18 protein-coding genes and 1 rRNA gene are annotated in these 19,620 nt (G+C 73.6%); 16 read left to right on the top strand and 3 right to left on the bottom strand.

The genetic code is table 11. The features are described 5' to 3' along the window. Window positions 1-33 precede the first annotated feature (33 nt). From pheS to Q6349_RS09000, 3 genes are read left to right on the top strand one after another with little or no spacing between them, the layout of a single operon-like run. Window positions 34-1,107, top strand: a complete 1,074-nt coding sequence (pheS, locus tag Q6349_RS08990) for a phenylalanine--tRNA ligase subunit alpha (RefSeq protein WP_304603754.1) — start codon at window positions 34-36, stop codon at window positions 1,105-1,107. Further along, on the top strand, window positions 1,107-3,710 hold the full coding sequence (gene pheT / locus Q6349_RS08995) for a phenylalanine--tRNA ligase subunit beta (RefSeq protein ID WP_304603755.1): 2,604 nt from the start codon (window positions 1,107-1,109) through the stop codon (window positions 3,708-3,710). The genes pheS and pheT overlap by 1 nt, the downstream gene beginning before the upstream one ends. Beyond that, window positions 3,703-4,542, top strand: coding sequence for an SDR family oxidoreductase (locus Q6349_RS09000; RefSeq protein ID WP_304603756.1), 840 nt, complete (start codon window positions 3,703-3,705; stop codon window positions 4,540-4,542). The genes pheT and Q6349_RS09000 overlap by 8 nt, the downstream gene beginning before the upstream one ends. Window positions 4,543-4,545: 3 nt before the next feature. On the opposite strand, the gene Q6349_RS09005 is transcribed toward Q6349_RS09000, so the two are convergent. Genes Q6349_RS09005 through Q6349_RS09015 form a run of 3 tightly spaced genes read right to left on the bottom strand, consistent with a single transcriptional unit; the run spans window position 4,546 to window position 7,157 of the window. Then, a complete protein-coding gene (locus Q6349_RS09005) occupies window positions 4,546-5,337 on the bottom strand; it encodes an LLM class F420-dependent oxidoreductase (RefSeq protein WP_304603757.1) in 792 nt (263 codons plus the stop codon). Window positions 5,338-5,362: 25 nt separating this feature from the next. Further along, window positions 5,363-6,160 (bottom strand): methyltransferase domain-containing protein, encoded by a 798-nt coding sequence (locus Q6349_RS09010; protein ID WP_304603758.1) that lies wholly within the window; start codon window positions 6,158-6,160, stop codon window positions 5,363-5,365. 13 nt (window positions 6,161-6,173) lie between these two features. Continuing rightward, on the bottom strand, window positions 6,174-7,157 hold the full coding sequence (locus tag Q6349_RS09015; protein ID WP_304603759.1) for a quinone oxidoreductase: 984 nt from the start codon (window positions 7,155-7,157) through the stop codon (window positions 6,174-6,176). Window positions 7,158-7,201: 44 nt separating this feature from the next. On the opposite strand from Q6349_RS09015, the gene Q6349_RS09020 reads away from it, so the two are divergent. From Q6349_RS09020 to Q6349_RS09080, 13 genes are all read left to right on the top strand, one after another. After that, entirely contained in the window at window positions 7,202-7,735 is a 534-nt protein-coding gene (locus tag Q6349_RS09020; protein ID WP_304603760.1) for a GNAT family N-acetyltransferase, read from the top strand. Window positions 7,736-7,772: 37 nt separating this feature from the next. Beyond that, entirely contained in the window at window positions 7,773-8,849 is a 1,077-nt protein-coding gene (gene argC / locus Q6349_RS09025; protein WP_304603761.1) for an N-acetyl-gamma-glutamyl-phosphate reductase, read from the top strand. Further along, entirely contained in the window at window positions 8,846-10,036 is a 1,191-nt protein-coding gene (gene argJ, locus Q6349_RS09030) for a bifunctional glutamate N-acetyltransferase/amino-acid acetyltransferase ArgJ (protein ID WP_304603762.1), read from the top strand. The genes argC and argJ overlap by 4 nt, the downstream gene beginning before the upstream one ends. Continuing rightward, entirely contained in the window at window positions 10,033-10,974 is a 942-nt protein-coding gene (gene argB / locus Q6349_RS09035; protein WP_304603763.1) for an acetylglutamate kinase, read from the top strand. Before argJ ends, argB begins: the two co-directional genes overlap by 4 nt. Beyond that, the gene (locus tag Q6349_RS09040) at window positions 10,971-12,224 is read left to right on the top strand and encodes an acetylornithine transaminase (RefSeq protein WP_370375376.1); all 1,254 of its coding nucleotides are present in this window, start codon (window positions 10,971-10,973) and stop codon (window positions 12,222-12,224) included. Before argB ends, Q6349_RS09040 begins: the two co-directional genes overlap by 4 nt. Before the next feature lies 1 nt (window position 12,225). Then, window positions 12,226-13,158 (top strand): ornithine carbamoyltransferase, encoded by a 933-nt coding sequence (gene argF, locus Q6349_RS09045; protein ID WP_304603764.1) that lies wholly within the window; start codon window positions 12,226-12,228, stop codon window positions 13,156-13,158. Next, window positions 13,155-13,688 carry an arginine repressor gene (locus Q6349_RS09050; protein WP_304603765.1) on the top strand — a complete coding sequence of 178 codons (534 nt, stop codon included), beginning with the start codon at window positions 13,155-13,157 and terminating at the stop codon, window positions 13,686-13,688. Before argF ends, Q6349_RS09050 begins: the two co-directional genes overlap by 4 nt. A 46-nt stretch (window positions 13,689-13,734) precedes the next feature. Further along, window positions 13,735-14,964 (top strand): argininosuccinate synthase, encoded by a 1,230-nt coding sequence (locus tag Q6349_RS09055; protein WP_304603766.1) that lies wholly within the window; start codon window positions 13,735-13,737, stop codon window positions 14,962-14,964. Continuing rightward, window positions 14,961-16,409, top strand: a complete 1,449-nt coding sequence (argH, locus tag Q6349_RS09060; protein ID WP_304603767.1) for an argininosuccinate lyase — start codon at window positions 14,961-14,963, stop codon at window positions 16,407-16,409. The genes Q6349_RS09055 and argH overlap by 4 nt, the downstream gene beginning before the upstream one ends. Continuing rightward, the gene (locus tag Q6349_RS09065) at window positions 16,410-17,030 is read left to right on the top strand and encodes a uridine kinase (RefSeq protein ID WP_304603768.1); all 621 of its coding nucleotides are present in this window, start codon (window positions 16,410-16,412) and stop codon (window positions 17,028-17,030) included. Then, a complete protein-coding gene (locus Q6349_RS09070; RefSeq protein WP_304603769.1) occupies window positions 17,027-17,698 on the top strand; it encodes a DNA-3-methyladenine glycosylase in 672 nt (223 codons plus the stop codon). Before Q6349_RS09065 ends, Q6349_RS09070 begins: the two co-directional genes overlap by 4 nt. Window positions 17,699-17,818: 120 nt before the next feature. Next, complete coding sequence (tyrS, locus tag Q6349_RS09075; RefSeq protein WP_171247688.1) at window positions 17,819-19,078, top strand: tyrosine--tRNA ligase; 1,260 nt, start codon at window positions 17,819-17,821, stop codon at window positions 19,076-19,078. A 464-nt stretch (window positions 19,079-19,542) separates the two neighbouring features. Further along, window positions 19,543-19,620 (top strand): 16S ribosomal RNA (locus Q6349_RS09080); the annotation flags it as partial.

The following is a 19,620-nucleotide window of genomic DNA, read 5'->3' on the forward strand; positions in this document are numbered from 1 at the left end:
GGTGCCGCTCTCACACCACGCAGGAAGGCACGCATGACTGCGCCCGAACCGCTGCCCGACCCGCTGGACGTCGCCGCCCTGGACGCCGCGGTGGACGCCGCGCTGGCCGACGTCGCCGCAGCGACCCAGCTCGACGAGCTGAAGACCGTCCGCACCCGTCACACGGGTGACAAGAGCCCGCTGGCCCTGGCCAACCGTGCCATCGGGGCGCTGCCCGGCCCGGACAAGGCCGCGGCCGGCAAGAACGTCGGTCCCCGGCGCGGACGCATCAACCAGGCGCTCACGGCCCGGCAGGCCGAGCTCGAGGCCGAGCGCGACGCGCGGGTGCTCGTCGAGGAGACCGTCGACGTCACGCTGCCGACGAACCGGACCCCGGCCGGTGCCCGCCACCCGATCGAGCTGATCCAGGAGCGCGTGGCCGACTTCTTCGTCGGGATGGGCTGGGAGATCGCGGACGGACCCGAGGTCGAGGCGGAGTGGTTCAACTTCGACGCGCTGAACTTCGGTCCGGACCACCCGGCCCGCCAGATGCAGGACACCTTCTACGTCGCGGGCACCGACGGGGGAGACCGCACCGACGGTGCGAACCTCGTGCTGCGCACCCACACCTCCCCGGTCCAGGCCCGGTCCCTGCTGGCCCGCGGTGTGCCGCTGTACATCGCCTGCCCCGGCAAGGTGTTCCGCACCGACGCCCTGGACGCGACGCACACGCCGGTCTTCCACCAGGTCGAGGGCCTCGCCGTCGACGAAGGACTGACGATGGCGAACCTCGTGGGCACCCTGGACGCCTTCGCCCGGGAGATGTTCGGCCCGGAGGCGAAGACGCGCCTGCGTCCGAGCTTCTTCCCGTTCACCGAGCCCAGCGCCGAGATGGACCTGTGGTTCCCGCAGAAGAAGGGTGGTGCCGGCTGGATCGAGTGGGGCGGCTGCGGCATGGTGCACCCGAACGTGCTGCGGGCCGCCGGCGTCGACCCCGAGGTCTACTCCGGGTTCGCGTTCGGCATGGGCATCGAGCGCACGCTCATGCTCCGCCACTCCATCGCTGACATGCACGACATCGTGGAGGGCGACGTGCGCTTCTCCACGCAGTTCGGGACGGAGATCTGATGCCCCGCATCGTTGCAGACTGGCTGGCCGACCACGTCGAGCTGCCCGCGGACCTCACCACGGAGCAGCTCGCCGCCGACCTGGTCCGGGTCGGGCTCGAGGAGGAGGAGATCCACCCCGCCGCGGTCTCCGGGCCGCTCGTCGTCGGCCGGGTGCTGGAGATGACCGGCGAGCCGCAGAAGAACGGCAAGACGATCAACTGGTGCCTGGTCGACGTCGGGCCGGAGCACAACGCGACCCGGATCACGGGCGTCGACGACGCCGACGTGCCCGCCGGTGGTGCGCGGGGCATCGTGTGCGGCGCGCACAACTTCGGCGTCGGCGACCTCGTCGTCGTCTCCCTGCCGGGCACGGTGCTGCCCGGCGGGTTCGCGATCGCGTCGCGCAAGACCTACGGGCACGTCTCCGACGGCATGATCTGCTCGACCAAGGAGCTCGGCCTGGGCGACGACCACGGGGGCATCCTCGTGCTGACCGAGGCCGGGTTCGACGCCGCCGACCTCACCCCCGGGCAGGACGCGGTCGCGCTGCTCGGCCTGGGTGACGAGGTGCTCGAGATCAACGTCACCCCGGACCGCGGCTACGCCTTCAGCTACCGCGGGGTCGCCCGGGAGTACGCCCACTCGACCGGCGCCGCGTTCACCGACCGCGGCCTGGCCGAGGCGCTGCCCACCGCGCCGCCGGCCGCCACCGCGGACGGGTTCGCCGTCGCGGTGGACGACACCGCGCCGATCGACGGGCAGGTCGGCTGCGACCGGTTCGTCACGCGCATCGTGCGGGGGATCGACCCGACCGCGCCGACGCCGCCGTGGATGAAGCGACGGCTCGAGGGCTCCGGCATGCGGTCCATCTCCCTGGCCGTGGACGTCACCAACTACGTGATGCTCGACCTGGGTCAGCCGCTGCACGCCTACGACCTCGACGCGGTCACGGCACCGATCGTGGTGCGCCGTGCGGCACCGGGGGAGCGGCTGACCACCCTCGACGACGTCGACCGCGCCCTGGACACCGAGGACCTGCTCATCACCGACTCGCCCGACGGCCCGGGCTCGCGGGTGCTCGGCCTGGCCGGCGTCATGGGGGGCGCCTCGTCGGAGGTCTCCGCGGCCACCACGGACGTGCTCGTCGAGGCGGCGCACTTCGACCAGGTCACCGTCGCCCGTACCGCCCGTCGGCACAAGCTGCCCTCCGAGGCCGCCAAGCGTTTCGAGCGCGGCGTCGACCCGCGCCTGCCCGCCGTCGCCGCGCAGCGCGTCGTCGACCTGCTCGTCGAGCTCGGCGGCGGCACGGCCGACCCGGCGGTGAGCGACCTGGACACCACCACGACCCCGGCGCCCCTGGCCATGGACGTCTCCCTGCCGTCCCGCACCTCGGGCGTGCCGTACACCCGCGAGCAGGTCGTGCAGATCCTGGAGCAGATCGGGTGCGCGGTGTCCGGTGCGGACACCCTGACGGTCACGCCGCCGACGTGGCGGCCCGACCTGGTCGAGCCGGCGGCGCTGGTCGAGGAGGTCGTGCGCATCGCCGGCTACGACCAGATCGCCTCCGTCCTGCCGGCCGCCCCGGGCGGTCGGGGGCTGACGCCGGAGCAGCGCATCCGCCGCTCCGTCGCCCGGGCGCTCGCGGACGCGGGGCTCGTCGAGGTGCTGTCCTACCCGTTCGTCGGGCAGCAGGACCTCGACGCCCTCGGGGTGCCCGCCGACGACCCGCGTCGGACGGCGCTGCGCCTGGCGAACCCGCTGGCCGAGGACCGCCCGCTGATGCGGACCACGCTGCTGGTCAGCCTGCTCGACACCGCGCGGCGCAACGTCTCGCGCGGGATCGACGACGTCGCCGTGTTCGAGATGGGCCAGGTGACCCGACCGGTCGCCGACGCCCCGGCGGCGCCGCAGCTGCCCGTGGGCGTGCGGCCCGCCCCCGACCAGCTCGAGGCGCTCGCCGCCGCCACACCCGACCAGCCGCGCCGCGTCGCCGGTGTGCTGACCGGGAACCGCGTCCCCGCCGGATGGTGGGGGCCCGGACGGCCGGTCGACTGGGCCGACGCCGTCGACGCCGCCCGGACGGTCGCCGACCTGGCCGGTGCCGAGGTCGTCGTCTCGAACGACCCCGACCACATGCCCTGGCACCCCGGTCGCTGCGCGCGGTTCGAGGTCGCCGGCGGTGACGGAGAGGTCCGGACCGTGGGGCACGCGGGCGAGCTGCACCCCAAGGTGCTCGAGGAGCTGGGCCTGCCGCGCCGCACCGTCGCCTTCGAGATGGACCTGACGGCGCTCGTCGACGCCGCCGACGGGTCGCCCCGGGTCGCGGCGCCGGTCTCGGCCTTCCCCGCGGCCAAGGAGGACTTCGCCCTCGTCGTGGACGCCACGGTGCCGGCCGCCGACGTGGAGGCCGCCGTCGTGGCGGGAGCGGGTGAGCTGCTCGAGCGGGTCGAGCTGTTCGACCTCTTCACGGGCGAGCAGATCGGCCGCGGCAAGAAGTCCCTGGCGTACTCGGTCCGGCTCCGGGCCGCGGACCGGACGCTGACCGCCGAGGACGTCCGGGCCGCCCGGGACGGCGTGGTGCGGGTCACGGCCGAGCGGGTGGGGGCGGTGCTCCGTGGCTGAGCCCCAGGACCTCCCCGCGGCGCGGACGGCGTTGGTCACCGGCGCGACGCGCGGCATCGGCCGCGCCGTCGCGCTCGGGCTGGCCGACGCCGGCCTGGACGTGGCGCTCCTCGCCCGGGACGCCGACCGGCTGGCCGAGGTCGCCGAGCAGGTGCGTGCGACGGGTCGTACGGCCGTCGTGCTGCCCTGCGACGTCACCGACCCCGAGGCGGTCGCGAGTGCCGTCCGGCAGGCGGAGGACGAGCTCGGGTCGGTCGACCTGCTCGTCAACAACGCGGGCCGCATCGACGCCGAGGTCCCCCTGTGGGAGGCGGACGTCGAGGAGTGGTGGCAGGTGATGGAGACGAACGTCCGCGGTCCGTTCCTGCTCGCGCGGCACGTCGTGCCGGGCATGCTGGCGCGTGGCGGCGGCCGGGTCGTCGACCTCAACAGCGGCGCCGGGTCGCACGACATGACCTACTCCAGCGCCTACAACCTGTCCAAGACGGCGCTGATGCGCCTGGGCCAGCAGCTGCACGCCATGGGCCACGACCAGGGTCTGCGCACCCTCGAGCTGGCACCCGGCGTCGTGGCCACGGACATGACCGCCGGGATGCGGACCCACGAGGGCCGTACGGAGTGGACGCCCGTCGAGCGCACCGTCGACGTCGCGGTCGCCTTCGCCCGGGGTGAGCTCGACGAGTGCTCGGGCTGGTTCGTGCGGGTCTCCGACGACACCCCGGAGTCGCTGCGGGCGGCGGCCGCCGAGGCGACCGCCGCCGTCCCGCGCCGGCTGCGGGTGCTGCCGGCCGGCGAGGGGGACGCGCTGGGTCACACGCTCACCGGCCGCTGAGCCTCAGCCCTGGGCGTCGCGCCAGGCGACCCAGTCGGCGACCCTCGACAGGTCGTAGTCGGGTCCGCCGACGCCCAGGGTCAGGAGCGTGGCACCGGCGTCGAGCAGACCCGGCCCGGTCGCGGCGGGCGAGCCGTGGACCCCGACCGACCGCTCGACGAGACGACCGGTGTCGCGCCCGACGGCGGCACCGTGCTCGTCGAGGATCGCCGACTTGCGGCGCAGCGTGTCGACGTCGCCGAAAGAGTGCCACACGTCGGCGTGCTCGGCCACGATCCGCAAGGTCTTCCTCTCCCCGCCGCCGCCGATGAGGATCGGGATCTCGCGCGTGGGCGCGGGGTTGCCGGCGGCGAGCCGCCGGCGGATGCGGGGCATGGCCTCGGCCAGCCCGGCGATGCGCGACCCGGCGGTACCGAACTCGTAGCCGAACTCCCGGTAGTCCTTCTCGAACCAGCCGGCCCCCATCCCGAGGATCAGGCGCCCGCCCGAGATGTGGTCGACGGTGCGGGCCATGTCGGCCAGCAGGTCCGGGTTGCGGTACCCGTTGCCGGTGACGAGAGCGCCGATCTCGACGCGCTCGGTCTGCTCGGCCCAGGCCCCGAGCATGGTCCAGCACTCGAAGTGCTTGCCGTCGGGGTCCCCCGAGAGGGGGTAGAAGTGGTCCCAGTTGAAGACGACGTCGACGCCCAGGTCCTCGGCGCGCAGGACGGCGTCGCGGATCTGGCCGTAGTCGGCGTGCTGGGGCTGGAGCTGGACGGCGACGCGCAGCGGCCGTTCCGTGGTGGGGGAGTCCATGGAGCCACGCTACGCCCGGACGCCGTCACCCGGTGGTGACCCCGACGAAGACGCGGCGGAAGGCGAGCGGGGTCCCGTACGGGTGGCGCGGGTAGGCCCGGCGCAGCGCGGCACCGTACTCGGCGTCGAACTGCTCCCGCAGGGTGGTGCCGTGGTCGGCGTCGTGGGCCGCCAGGGCCTGTAGCACGGGCTGCGCCCCGGTCGCGGAGATCCAGCGCAGCACCGGGTCCTCGCCGGGAAGGACGTGCGTGTAGGTCGTCTCCCAGGCGTCGACCGCGCGACCCGGTCCGGCCAGGATCTCGAGGTAGTCCGCCGGGTCGCCGACCGCCCGTCGGGGCACGGGACCGACCACGTCGGCGTAGGGCCCACGTGCCGCCACCTCGCGCAGCAGGCGGTGGCTCGGTGCGTCCTGGTTGCCGGGCACGGAGAAGGCGAACGCCTCGCGGGCGAGGCCCGCGAGCGCCGGCAGCAGGTCCCGGTGGTCCGGCACCCACTGGAGCGTCGCGTTGCTGATCACGAGGTCCGGGCGTGACGGGACGCCCGTGGGCGGGTGGCCTGCGGCGAGGTCGCGCAGGTCGCCCAGCACGTAGCGTCCGTCGGGGTCGGCGGCGCGGGCGGCGTCGATCATGGCGGGGGACGCGTCCAGGCCGACGACGTCGGCGCCGGGCCATCGTCGGCGCAGCATCGCGGCCAGGTGGCCGGGTCCGCAGCCGAGGTCGAGGACGGAGCGCGGCGTGCCGGGCACACGGGCGAGGAGCTCGGCGAAGGGCCGGGAACGCTCGTCGGTGAAGCGCAGGTAGTCGGACGGCGACCAGTCGGGCACGGTGATCCTCTCGTCAGGGCAGGAGCAGCACCTTCCCGGTCGTGGCGCGACCCTCGAGGGCGGTGTGCGCGGCCGCGGCCTCGGCGAGCGGGTAGGCGGCGCCCACGCGGACGTCGAGGTCGCCGTCGGCGGCGAGTCCCAGGACCTCGCCCGCGCGCCACTCGATCTCGGAGCGGGTGGCGGTGTAGTGGGCGAGCGTCGGGCGGGTGAGATACAGCGAGCCGCCGGTGTTGAGCCGCTGCGGGTCGAACGGTGGCACCTGGCCGGACGCGCCGCCGAACAGCACGAGCGTGCCGCGGGGGCGCAGCGAGTCCAGCGAGGCGTCGAAGGTCGCGCGGCCCACGCCGTCGTACACGACGTGCACACCCGCGCCGTCGGTGAGTCGCCGCACCGCGGCGGGCAGCTCGGCGGTGAGGTCGTCCATCGCGGCGTAGTCGATCGTGTGCGCCGCCCCGGCCTCGCGCGACAGCGCCGCCTTCTCGGGCGACGAGACGGTGGTGACCACCCGTCCGCCGCGGGCCGTGGCGAGCTGGGTCGCGAGCAGCCCGACGCCGCCCGCCCCGGCGTGCAGCAGCACGTCGTGGCCGGGGCCGACCTCGAAGGTGGAGGCGACCAGGTAGTGGGCGGTCATCCCCTGCAGGGGGAGCGCGGCGGCCGTCTCGAGGTCCAGCGCGTCGGGCACGCGCACGGCGCCGGCGGCCGGCACGAGCGCGAGCTCGGCGTACGAGCCGGCGGCGTCGTGCCAGGCGACCCGGTCGCCCGCGGCGAACCCTCGGACCTCCGCCCCCACGTCCACGACGACCCCGGCGCCCTCGACCCCCACGACGTGCGGGTACTCCATCGGGTAGACGCCGGCCCGGCGGTAGGTGTCGATGAAGTTGATGCCGGCCGCCTCGACGCGGACCAGCAGCCGGCCGGGCCCGGGCTCGGGATCGGGCAGGTCGACGGACTCCAGGACCTCGGGACCACCCGCGGCGCGGGCCACCACTGCACGCATGCGACGAGACTACGGCCTCACGGGTGTCGTGTGACGATGTCGTCGTGAGCACCCGTGCGGCGTCCCCTGGGGCGACCCCCAAGATCCGGGCGGCCCGGCCGGCCGACTGGCCCGCCCTGTGGCGGGTCGTCGAGCTGGTCGTGCGCGAGGGGGAGACGTACACCTACCCCACCGACCTCACGAGCGAGCAGGCGCGCGACCTGTGGCTGGCGGAGCCGCCGGCCGCGACGGTGCTCGCCGAGTCGGACGGTGTGGTCCTCGGCACCGCGCGCATGGGGCCGAACAAGCCCGGTCACGGCGACCACGTCGGCACCGCCGCGTTCATGGTGGCGCCGGAGGCGCGCGGCCGGGGCGTGGCGCGTGCCCTGGCCGAGCACGTGGTCGCCTGGCACCGCGCCGAGGGGTACCGCGGCATCCAGTTCAACGCGGTCGTGGAGTCCAACACGGCCGCCGTGCGGTTGTGGCGGTCGCTCGGGTGGGACATCGTGGGCACGGTGCCCGGGGCCTTCCGCAGCCCGGCCCACGGGTACGTCGGCCTGCACGTGATGTACCGGCCGCTGGACCACTCTTTGGAATAGTTTCCGTGCCGCATGCATAGATATGTATAGTGGCGCCATGGTCAGCACCCCCTCGACCCCGGACCGGCTGCGCGTCGCCGTCGCCGGCGCCTCCGGGTACGCCGGTGGCGAGTTCCTGCGCCTCGCCGCGCAGCACCCGTCCCTCGAGATCGGCGCGCTCACCGCCCACGCCAACGCCGGCAGCCGGCTCGGCGCGCTGCAGCCCCACCTGCGGTCGCTGGCCGACCGCGTCCTCGCACCGACGACCGCCGAGGCGCTCGCCGGGCACGACGTCGTCGTCCTCGGACTGCCGCACGGGGCCTCCGGCGAGATCGCCGCGCAGCTGCCCGACGACGTGCTCGTCCTCGACCTGGGGGCCGACCACCGCCTCGCCTCGGCCGCCGACTGGCGCGCCTACTACGGGTCCGAGCACGCCGGGACCTGGCTCTACGGCCTGCCCGAGCTCGTCGTCGCCGACGGCGGCACCCAGCGCGACCGGCTCGTCGGCGCCCGGCGCATCGCCGTCCCGGGGTGCAACGTCACGGCCGTGACCCTCGGTCTGCAGCCGGGCGTCGCCGCGGGCCTGCTCGACCCGACCGACCTCGTGGCCGTGCTCGCCAACGGCTTCTCGGGGGCCGGCAAGGCGCTCAAGCCGCACCTGCTCGCGGCCGAGGGTCTCGGGGCCGCGTCCCCGTACGCCGTCGGCGGCACCCACCGGCACATCCCCGAGATCACGCAGAACCTGCGCACCGCCGGGGCGCAGGCGGTGACGATCAGCTTCACCCCGACGCTCGTGCCGATGTCCCGGGGCATCCTCGCCACCGCCACCGCCCGGTTCGCCCCGGGCCGGCACGCCGACGCGGACGAGCTGCGGGCCGTCTGGGAGGCCGCGTACGGCCACGAGCCGTTCGTCGAGCTGCTGCCGGCGGGCCAGTGGCCGTCCACCGCCGCGACGATCGGCAGCAACACGGCCCTGGTCCAGGTCGCGCTCGACGAGGCGGCCGGCCGAGTCGTCACGGTCACCGCGATCGACAACCTCGTCAAGGGCACCGCCGGGCAGGCCGTCCAGGCGATGAACGTCGCCCTCGGCCTGCCCGAGACCGCCGGCCTCGTCACCGAAGGAGTCGCCCCGTGACCGTCACCACCCCCCAGGGCTTCCGCGCGGCCGGGGTCGCGGGCGGGCTGAAGGCCTCCGGTGGGCGCGACGTCGCCCTCGTCGTCAACGACGGCCCGTCGCGCACGGCGGCGGCCGTGCTCACCGGCAACCGCGTGCAGGCCGCTCCCGTGCTGTGGACCCGGCAGGCGGTCTCCGACGGGGCCGCGCGTGCCGTGGTCCTGAACTCCGGCGGCGCCAACGCCTGCACCGGTCCCGAGGGCTTCGCCGACACCCACCGCACGGCCGAGCACGTCGCGGGCGTGCTGTCCGCTGCGGCCGCCACGCCGGAGGACGAGGTCGGGGCGGGGGACGTGCTGGTGTGCTCGACAGGTCTGATCGGCGTCCGGCTCGACATGCCCGCGCTGCTGGGCGGGATCGACGCCGCCGCCGCCGGGCTCGCCGCCGACGGCGGCACCGACGCGGCGCACGCCATCATGACCACCGACACCGTCGCCAAGACGGCCGTGGCCGTCCGCGAGGGCTGGAGCGTGGGCGGCATGGCCAAGGGCGCCGGCATGCTCGCCCCCGCGCTCGCCACCATGCTCTCGGTGGTCACCACCGACGCCGTCGTGGACCCCGCCACCGCCGACGCGGCCCTGCGCGCCGCCACCCGCTCGACGTTCGACCGCGTCGACTCCGACGGGTGCCAGTCCACCAACGACACCGTGATCCTGCTCGCCTCCGGCGCCTCGGGTGTCGAGGTCACCGCGCAGGCGCTGACCGAGGCCGTCACCGCCGTCTGCGCCGACCTGTCCCGCCAGCTCGTCGGCGACGCCGAGGGCGCCGGGCACGACATCGCCGTGTCCGTGCTCAACGCGACCACGGAGGAGGCCGCCGTGGCGGTCGCCCGGGCGGTGACCCGGTCCAACCTGGTCAAGACCGCGATCTTCGGCAACGACCCCAACTGGGGACGGATCGTCGCCGCCGTCGGCACGGTGCCCGAGGACGTCGCGCCCTACGACCCGCTGACCCTCGACGTGACGGTCAACGGCGTCCAGGTGTGCCGGGCCCAGGGCGTCGGCGAGCCGCGCGAGCTCGTCGACCTCGCCGCCGACCGGGAGGTGCACGTCGAGATCGACCTGCACGCCGGCGACGCGACCGCGACCGTCTGGACCAACGACCTCACCCACGACTACGTCCACGAGAACAGCGCCTACTCCTCATGAGCGACCCCACCACCGATCCCGCGGCCCCGTTCGACACCCGGACCGACCTGCGCCCCGACCAGAAGGCCGAGGTGCTCATCGAGGCCCTGCCGTGGCTGCAGGAGTTCGCCGGCGCCCTCGTCGTGGTCAAGTACGGCGGCAACGCCATGGTCGACGGCGAGCTCAAGGCCGCCTTCGCCCAGGACATGGTGTTCCTGCGCCAGGTCGGTCTGCATCCCGTCGTCGTGCACGGCGGCGGACCGCAGATCTCCACGATGCTCGAGCGGGTCGGCATCTCCTCGGAGTTCCGCGGCGGCCTGCGGGTGACCACGCCGGAGGCCATGGATGTCGTGCGCATGGTGCTGACCGGCCAGGTCCAGCGCGAGCTCGTGGGCCTGCTCAACGCGCACGCCCCGCGGGCCGTCGGGCTGTCCGGGGAGGACGCCGGGCTGTTCGGCGCCGTCCGGCGGCACGCCACCGTGGACGGGTCCCCGGTCGACGTCGGCCTCGTCGGCGACGTCGTCCGGGTCAACCCCGGCGCCGTGCAGGACCTGCTCGACGCCGGACGCATCCCGGTGGTGTCCACCGTCGCCCCCGACGTCGACGACCCCACCCAGGTGCTCAACGTCAACGCCGACACCGCGGCCTCGGCGCTCGCGGTGGCGCTGGGGGCCAAGAAGCTCATCGTGCTGACCGACGTCGAGGGGCTGTACACCGACTGGCCGGACCGCGGCTCGCTCGTCGAGGAGATCACCGCCGGCGACCTGCACGACCTGCTGCCCACGCTCAGCGCCGGCATGGTCCCGAAGATGGAGGCCTGCCTGCGGGCGGTGCAGGGAGGTGTGCCGCGCGCCTCGGTCATCGACGGTCGCCAGCCCCACTCCGTGCTGCTCGAGGTCTTCACCGCACGCGGCAACGGCACCATGGTCGTCCCGAACCCGACGGGGGAGGAGGGATGAGCGAGATGTCCGCGCGCCGCGACCTGACCACCCAGGAGTGGCAGAACGCCTACTCCGGTGCGGTGATGGACACGTTCGGTCCGCCGCAGCGGATCCTCGTGCGGGGCGAGGGCGCCTACGTGTGGGACGCCGACGGCAAGCGCTACCTCGACCTGCTGGCCGGGATCGCCGTCAATTCCCTCGGGCACGCTCACCCGACGCTGACGGCCGCCGTCAGTGCCCAGATGGGGACCCTCGGCCACGTGTCGAACTTCTTCGGCACCCCCCCGCAGATCACGCTCGCCGAGCGGTTGCTGGCGCTCGCCGAGGCGCCGTCGGGGTCCAGGGTCTTCTTCGCCAACTCCGGGACCGAGGCCAACGAGGGGGCGTTCAAGATGGCCCGGCGCACCGGTCGCCCCCGGATCGTCGCCCTGGAGGGCGGCTTCCACGGCCGGACCGTGGGGGCGCTCGCCCTGACCCACAAGCCGGCCTACCGCGAGCCCTTCGAGCCGCTGCCCGGCGGCGTGGAGCACGTGCCGTTCGGGGACACCACCGCGCTGGAGGAGGCGTTCTCGCCGGCCGCCGTGTCCGCACGCGGTGAGGTCGCCGCGCTGGTGGTCGAACCGGTGCAGGGCGAGGCCGGGGTGCGCGAGCTGCCCGCCGGGTACCTGGCCCTCGCCCGCCGGCTGACCGACGACGCCGGTGCGCTGCTCGTGCTCGACGAGGTCCAGACGGGCGTGGGGCGCACCGGGTCCTGGTTCGCCTACCAGCAGCCGGAGATCGGCGCCGGCGTCGTGCCCGACGTCGTCACGCTCGCCAAGGGTCTGGGCGGCGGGTTCCCGATCGGCGCGGTCATCGCCTACGGCGAGCGTGCCGCCACGCTGCTCGGCCGCGGCCAGCACGGCACGACCTTCGGTGGCAACCCCGTCGCGGCCGCGGCGGCGCTGGCCACGATCGGCGTCGTCGAGCGAGACCGCCTGCTGGCGCACGTGCGGCAGGTCGGCGAGACCCTGCGCCGTGCGATCACGACCGCCGGCAACCCGCTCGTCGCCGGCGTGCGCGGACGCGGGCTGCTGCTGGCCGTCGAGCTCACCCGACCCGTGGCCGCGCAGGTGGCGACGGCCGCGCTCGAGGCCGGGTTCATCGTCAACCCGGTCGCCCCGGACGCCGTCCGCCTCGCCCCGCCGCTGATCCTCACCACGGACCAGGCCCTGGACGCCGCACGGTTCTTCGCCGAGGTCGCCGTGCCCGAGCCCCCGAAGGAGGGCTGAGATGCCCCGCCACTTCCTGCGCGACGACGACCTGTCGCCCGCCGAGCAGCGCGAGGTGCTGCGGCTCGCGCTCGACCTGCGCGAGTCGCCGTACGCACGCGCGCCGCTCGCCGGCCCGCAGAGCGTCGCCCTGCTGTTCGACAAGCCCACCCTGCGCACGCAGACGTCGTTCTCCGCGGGGGTCGCCGAGCTCGGGGGCTTCCCGATGGTCGTCGACGGACGGCTCGCACAGGTCGGCGAGCGGGAGTCCGTCGCGGACGTCACGCGCGTACTGGAACGGCAGGTCTCGGCGATCGTGTGGCGGACCTTCGGCCAGGAGCGGATCGAGGAGATGGCGGCCGTCGCACAGGTGCCGGTCGTCAACGCGCTGACCGACCAGTTCCACCCGTGCCAGATCCTGGCGGACCTGCTCACGGTCGCCCAGCACCGCGGCGGCCTGGACGCACTGGCGGGCCAGCGGCTCGCCTACGTCGGCGACGCCGCGAACAACATGGGCGCCTCGTACCTGGTGGGCGGGGCGACGGCCGGGCTGCACGTCCGCGTGGCCGGCCCCGAGGGGTACCTGCCGGACGACGACGTGGTGCGCCGCGCCGAGGAGATCGCCGCCACCACGGGCGGGTCCGTCACGGTGACGACCGACGCGACGTCCGCCGTCGCCGGCGCCGACGTCGTCGTCACCGACACCTGGGTCTCCATGGGCTCCGAGGCCTCCGCGGCCCGGCGGGCCACCGACCTCCTGCCGTACCAGGTGACGCCGGAGCTGATGGACTCGGCCGCCCCCGACGCGATCTTCCTGCACTGCCTGCCCGCGTACCGTGGCAAGGAGGTCGCCGCCGACGTGATCGACGGACCCCGGTCGAAGGTGTGGGACGAGGCCGAGAACCGCCGCCACGTCCAGAAGGCCGTGCTGACCTTCCTGCTGGAGGACCGATGACCACCTCGCCCGGCCACGCGCCCACCACCAAGGCGGCCCGCCACGCCCGCATCACCGAGATCCTGCAGCGCACCGCGATCCACTCCCAGGCAGAGCTCGCTCGCGAGCTGGCCGGCGAGGGGCTGTCGGTCACCCAGGGGACGCTCTCGCGCGACCTCATCGAGCTGCGGGCCGAGAAGGTCCGCAGCGCGTCCGGCGCCCTCGTCTACGCCGTCCCGGGGGAGGGCGGCGACCGCAGCGTGCGGGCCGCCGGCGTGGACGGCCACGACGGTGGTTACCTCGCGGCGCGTCTGGCCCGGCTCTGCGCCGACCTGCTGGTCTCCGCCGAGTCGTCCGGCAACCAGGTGGTGCTGCGCACCCCGCCGGGCGCCGCCAACTACCTCGCCTCGGCCATCGACCACTCCGTCCTCCCGGGCGTCCTCGGCTGCATCGCCGGGGACGACACGATCCTCGTGATCGGCCGCGACCCCGCCGGCGGCGACGAGCTCGCCCGCCGGTTCCTCGAGCTCACGGCGCCCCAGGACGCCTGAGCCTGCCAGACTCGACATCGACCGCAACGCAAGGAAGAAGACCCTCATGACTGATCGCGTCGTGCTCGCCTACTCGGGCGGCCTGGACACCTCCGTGGCCATCGGCTGGATCGCCGAGGCCACCGGGGCCGAGGTCGTCGCCGTCGCCGTGGACGTGGGCCAGGGCGGCGAGGACCTCGAGGTCATCCGCAAGCGCGCGCTCGACTGCGGCGCGGTGGAGGCCTACGTCGCCGACGCCCGCGACGAGTTCGCGAACGAGTACTGCATGCCCGCCCTGCAGGCCAACGGCCTCTACCTCGACCGCTACCCGCTGGTCTCGGCCATCTCCCGCCCGGTCATCGTCAAGCACCTGGTGCGCGCCGCCCGGCAGTTCGGCGCGACCACCGTCGCCCACGGCTGCACCGGCAAGGGCAACGACCAGGTCCGCTTCGAGGTGGCGACCACGTCGCTGGCGCCGGAGCTGACCTCGATCGCCCCCGTCCGGGACCTCGCCCTGACCCGCGAGAAGGCGATCGACTACGCCGAGAAGCACGACCTGCCGATCGCGACGACGAAGAACAACCCGTTCTCGATCGACCAGAATGTCTGGGGCCGCGCCGTCGAGACGGGGTTCCTGGAGGACATCTGGAACGAGCCCACCAAGGACGTCTACTCCTACACCGACGACCCGACGTTCCCGCCGGTGGCCGACGAGGTCGTCGTCACGTTCGAGCACGGTGTGCCGGTGGCGCTCGACGGCGTGGCCGTCACGCCGCTGCAGGCCATCGAGGAGATGAACCGCCGGGCGGGCGCCCAGGGGGTGGGTCGCATCGACATCGTCGAGGACCGCCTCGTGGGCATCAAGTCCCGCGAGGTCTACGAGGCGCCGGGCGCCATGGCTCTCATCGCGGCCCACCAGGAGCTGGAGAACGTCACCCTCGAGCGGGAGCAGGCCCGCTTCAAGAAGGGTGTGGAGCAGCGCTGGAGCGAGCTCGTCTACGACGGTATGTGGTTCTCCCCGCTGAAGAAGAGCCTGGACACCTTCGTGGCAGACACCCAGAAGTACGTCTCCGGCGACATCCGTCTGGTGCTGCACGGCGGCCGGGCCACCGTCACGGGCCGCCGCTCGGAGGCGTCGCTGTACGACTTCAACCTCGCCACCTACGACGAGGGCGACGCCTTCGACCAGTCGCACGCCAAGGGCTTCATCGAGATCTACGGGCTGGCCGCCAAGCAGGCCGCCGCCCGCGACGAGCGGTTCGGCAACGGCCCGGACCTCGGGACGGGGACGCTGTGACGAGGAACGACGACAGCCTGCCCGACGGCGTCCCGAGCGAGGGGCCGGTCGCCCTGTGGGGCGGCCGGTTCGCCGGCGGCCCCGCTCCCGAGCTGGCACGGCTGAGCAAGTCGACCGACTTCGACTGGGCGCTGGCCCCGTACGACATCCGGGGGTCGCGCGCCCATGCCCAGGTGCTGCACGCGGCGCGTCTGCTCACCGACGACGAGCTGACCGCCATGCACGAGGCGCTCGACCGGCTGTCCGAGGACGTCGCCTCCGGCGCGTTCGTCGCGGCACCCGAGGACGAGGACGTGCACACCGCGATGGAACGGGGCCTGCTCGAGCGGGCCGGCGACGAGCTGGGCGGCAAGCTGCGCGCCGGACGGTCGCGCAACGACCAGGTCGCCACCCAGGTGCGCATGTACCTGCGCGACCACGCCCGCGTCATCGCCGAGCAGGTCGTGACCGTCGTCGACGAGCTCATCACGCAGGCCGAGGCGGCCGGCGAGGCCGTCATGCCGGGACGGACCCATCTGCAGCACGCCCAGCCGGTGCTGCTGGCGCACCAGCTGCTCGCGCACGCCTGGCCGCTGCTGCGCGACGTCGACCGGCTCATCGACTGGGACGTGCGGGCGGCCCGGTCGCCGTACGGCTCCGGGGCGCTCGCGGGCTCCTCCCTGGGTCTCGACCCGGCGGCGGTGGCCGAGGGGCTCGGGTTCGACGGCCCCGTGGAGAACTCCATCGACGGGACCGCGGCGCGGGACGTCGTGGCCGAGTTCGCGTTCGTCGCGGCGATGATCGGTATCGACCTCTCCCGGATCTCCGAGGAGATCATCCTGTGGAACACCAAGGAGTTCGGGTTCGTCCGGCTCGACGACGCCTGGTCGACGGGGTCGAGCATCATGCCGCAGAAGAAGAACCCGGACATCGCCGAGCTGGCGCGCGGCAAGTCGGGGCGGCTCGTCGGCGACCTCACAGGCCTGCTCACGACGCTCAAGGGCCTGCCGCTGGCGTACAACCGCGACCTGCAGGAGGACAAGGAGCCGGTCTTCGACCAGGTGAGCACGCTCACGGTGCTGCTGCCGGCCTTCGCCGGGATGGTGCGGACCCTGACGTTCGACACCGCCCGGATGGCCGAGCTCGCCCCGCAGGGCTTCTCGCTGGCGACGGACGTCGCCGAGTGGCTCGTGCGCCAGGGCGTGCCCTTCCGGGTCGCGCACGAGGTCGCCGGGACCTGCGTGCGGGTGTGCGAGGACCGCGACATCGAGCTGTGGGACCTGTCCGACGACGACCTGTCCGGCATCTCGGAGCACCTGACCCCCGCCGTGCGCGAGGTGCTCTCGGTGGCGGGCTCCGTCGGTTCCCGTGACGCGGTGGGCGGGACCGCGCCGGCGCGGGTGGCCGAGCAGCTCGACGCGGCCAAGGAACGAGCCACCGAGTTCCGCTTCTGGGCCGAGGGCTGAGTGACCGTCACCCCGGACGTGCTCGCCGTGCTGGTGCACCGCGTCCACGCCGCGGCGCCCCGGGTGCCCGGACCGGGTGCGCCGACCGCGTGGCGCCGCACCCGGCTCGTGTGCGTCGACGGGCCGGCCGGGTCCGGCAAGTCGACCCTCGCCGTCCAGCTCGCCGTCGAGCTCGACGCCCAGGTGGTGCACATGGACGACCTCTACGAGGGATGGCAGGACGGGCCCGACGGGGGCGCCCGGCGACTGGCCGACCTCGTGCTGGCCCCGCTCGCCGCGGGCCGGCCGGGGGAGTACCGCCGGTACGACTGGATCGAGGGCACCTGGGCCGAGAGCCACACGGTGCCCCCGGCGCCGGTCCTCGTCATTGAGGGGTGCGGGGCCGCCGCCCGCGGTGTCGACCCGTGGGCCGCGCTGCGCGTCTGGGTCGAGGCGGACGACGACGAACGCCTGCGCCGGGGTCTCGAGCGCGACGGCGAGGGGCAGCGGGGACACTGGGTGCGGTGGATGCGCGACGAGGCCGCGCACTACGCTGCTGAGCAGACGCGCGAGCGGGCCGACGTGCGTCTCGACGGTGTCGGGCGGCTGCGCGGCCCCGCCCGGGCGAAGGAGGCGTCATGAGCAGCTCGACGCACGAGCAGGCCGCCGCGGTGCCGTGGCAGGTCCACGGGACGTCCTGGTACGCCCGCAGCGTGCACGACGTGGCTCGCGACCTGCTCGGCGCCTATCTCGTGCGCCGGCACCCCGACGGCGACGTGACGCTGCGCATCACCGAGGTCGAGGCGTACGGCGGCGCCGACGACCCGGCGTCGCACGCCTTCCGGGGGCCGACGGCGCGCAACCGGTCGATGTTCGGACGCCCGGGCCGGTTGTACGTCTACCGGCACCTCGGCCTGCACCACTGCGTCAACATCGTGTGCGGACCCGTCGGCGAGGCGGCCGCGGTGCTCGTCCGGGCCGGCGAGGTCGTCGAGGGACAGCCGCTGGCGCAGGGACGGCGCGAGGCCGCCGGCCGGTGCGACTCAGCCCGTCAGATCGCCCGTGGACCGGCGCGGCTCGCGGTCGCGATGGCGCTCGACCTGCAGGACGACGCCCGCGACGTCACCGAACCGTCGGGGACGGTCGTCGTCCAGCTGCCGGTGGACCCGTTGCCGCGGACCGTCGCGACCGGTCCGCGCGTCGGGGTGAGCGGCGAGGGGGCCGATCCTGCGCGGTTCGGCTGGCGGTCCTGGCTGGTCGACGAGCCGACCGTCTCCGCCTACCGCCCGGTGGCCGGGCGGGTGCGGTGACCCCCTGACCCTCCGGCAACCCTCCGCCGGGACACGTCCTCGGAGACGCCCGTGGACGTCGGGCACACTAGGGGGGTCGGCCCGTCCGGGCCGTCTCTGCTGACCTGAAGGAGCACCACGGTGACCGACGTTCTCGACGAGCTGCACTGGCGAGGCCTGGTGGCGCAGTCCACCGACGAGGCCGCGCTGCGCGAGGCACTCTCGAAGGGGCCGGTCACGTACTACTGCGGGTTCGACCCCACCGCGCCGAGCCTGCACCACGGCCACCTGGTCCAGCTGATCCTGCTGCGGCACCTGCAGCTCGCGGGCCACCGCGCCATCGCGCTCGTGGGCGGCGCCACCGGGATGATCGGGGATCCGCGCGAGTCCGGGGAGCGGGTCCTCAACACCAAGGAGACCGTCGCGGAGTGGACCGAGAAGATCCGCGCACAGGTGTCCCGGTTCCTCGACCTGACGGGGGACAACCCCGCCCGCGTCGTGAACAACCTCGACTGGACGTCCGGGCTGTCGGCGATCGACTTCCTGCGGGACGTCGGTAAGCACTACCGGCTCGGCACGATGCTGGCCAAGGACACCGTCGCGCGGCGTCTGCGCAGCGACGAAGGACTGTCGTTCACGGAGTTCAGCTACCAGATCCTCCAGGGGATCGACTTCCGCGAGCTGTACCGGCGCTACGACTGCACCCTGCAGACCGGCGGCAACGACCAGTGGGGCAACCTGCTGTCGGGTGTCGAGCTGATCCGGCGTACCGAGGGTGTCGCGGTGCACGCCATGACCACGCCGCTGATCACCAAGGCCGACGGGACCAAGTTCGGCAAGACGGAGGGCGGCGCGGTCTGGCTCGACCCCGAGCTCATGAGCCCGTACGCCTTCTACCAGTTCTGGCTGAACCAGTCCGATGCCGACGTCGTCCGCTTCCTGAAGATCTTCACCTTCCGCAGCCGCGCGGAGATCGAGGAGCTCGAGCGGGAGGTCGCCGAGCGCCCCTTCGCCCGGGTCGCGCAGCGCACCCTCGCGAACGACGTGACGACGCTGGTGCACGGCCAGGAGGCGACCGACGCCGTCATCGCCGCCAGTCAGGCCCTGTTCGGGCGGGGCGAGCTCACCGAGCTGGACGCCGGCACGCTCGGCGCCGCGACGGCCGAGCTGCCGCGCGCCGTCGTCCGGCCGGGCGCCAGCGTCCTCGACGCGTTCGTGGACAGCGGCCTGGTGCCGTCGAAGGCGGCAGGCCGGCGGGCGATCGCCGACGGCGGTGCCTACGTCAACAACGTCAAGGTCTCGGACGACGAGGACGTCCTCGCGGCGGAGCGCCTGCTCCACGGACGCTATGCCGTGCTGCGGCGCGGCAAGAAGACCCTCGCCGTCGCCGTCGTCGACTGACGAAACACCCTCTGACCTGCGCATTTGTCGTGCGGGTCAGAGGGTGTGTAATGTTCTGGTCGTTCGCCCGGCAGGGAGCGACGGACACCAGACCGGCACGATCCGGAACGGTGGCCGGTCTCGCTGAGCGGACTTCCCACAGACCTCTTGGATCAGGTACAGTTATGTGCCCGATCAGCTCGAGACGGTCGGTCCCACCGCTCGGATCTCTGAGATCGAGTTTGACGGGGCGGATCGGTTCGGGTAAGGTTGAAGGGTTGCCCCGGACGGGGTCGGGACGAAAGGTTCCGGTCCTGGATGGTGTGTGTCGGTTGTTTGAGAACTCAACAGTGTGCTTGATAGTCAATGCCAAATTTTGAACCTTCATTGGTTCCTTTGGATCGGACAACTAGTTTTTTGCTAGCTTGTCTGGCCAGTATCGATATGGCATCGCACGCCCTGGTGGTGTGTGGTGTTTTCTCTCTTTCACGGAGAGTTTGATCCTGGCTCAGGACGAACGCTGGCGGCGTGCTTAACACATGCAAGTCGAACGGTGAAGCCCA

Source organism: Isoptericola sp. 178 (assembly GCF_030586525.1).
Taxonomy (GTDB): domain Bacteria; phylum Actinomycetota; class Actinomycetes; order Actinomycetales; family Cellulomonadaceae; genus Isoptericola; species Isoptericola sediminis.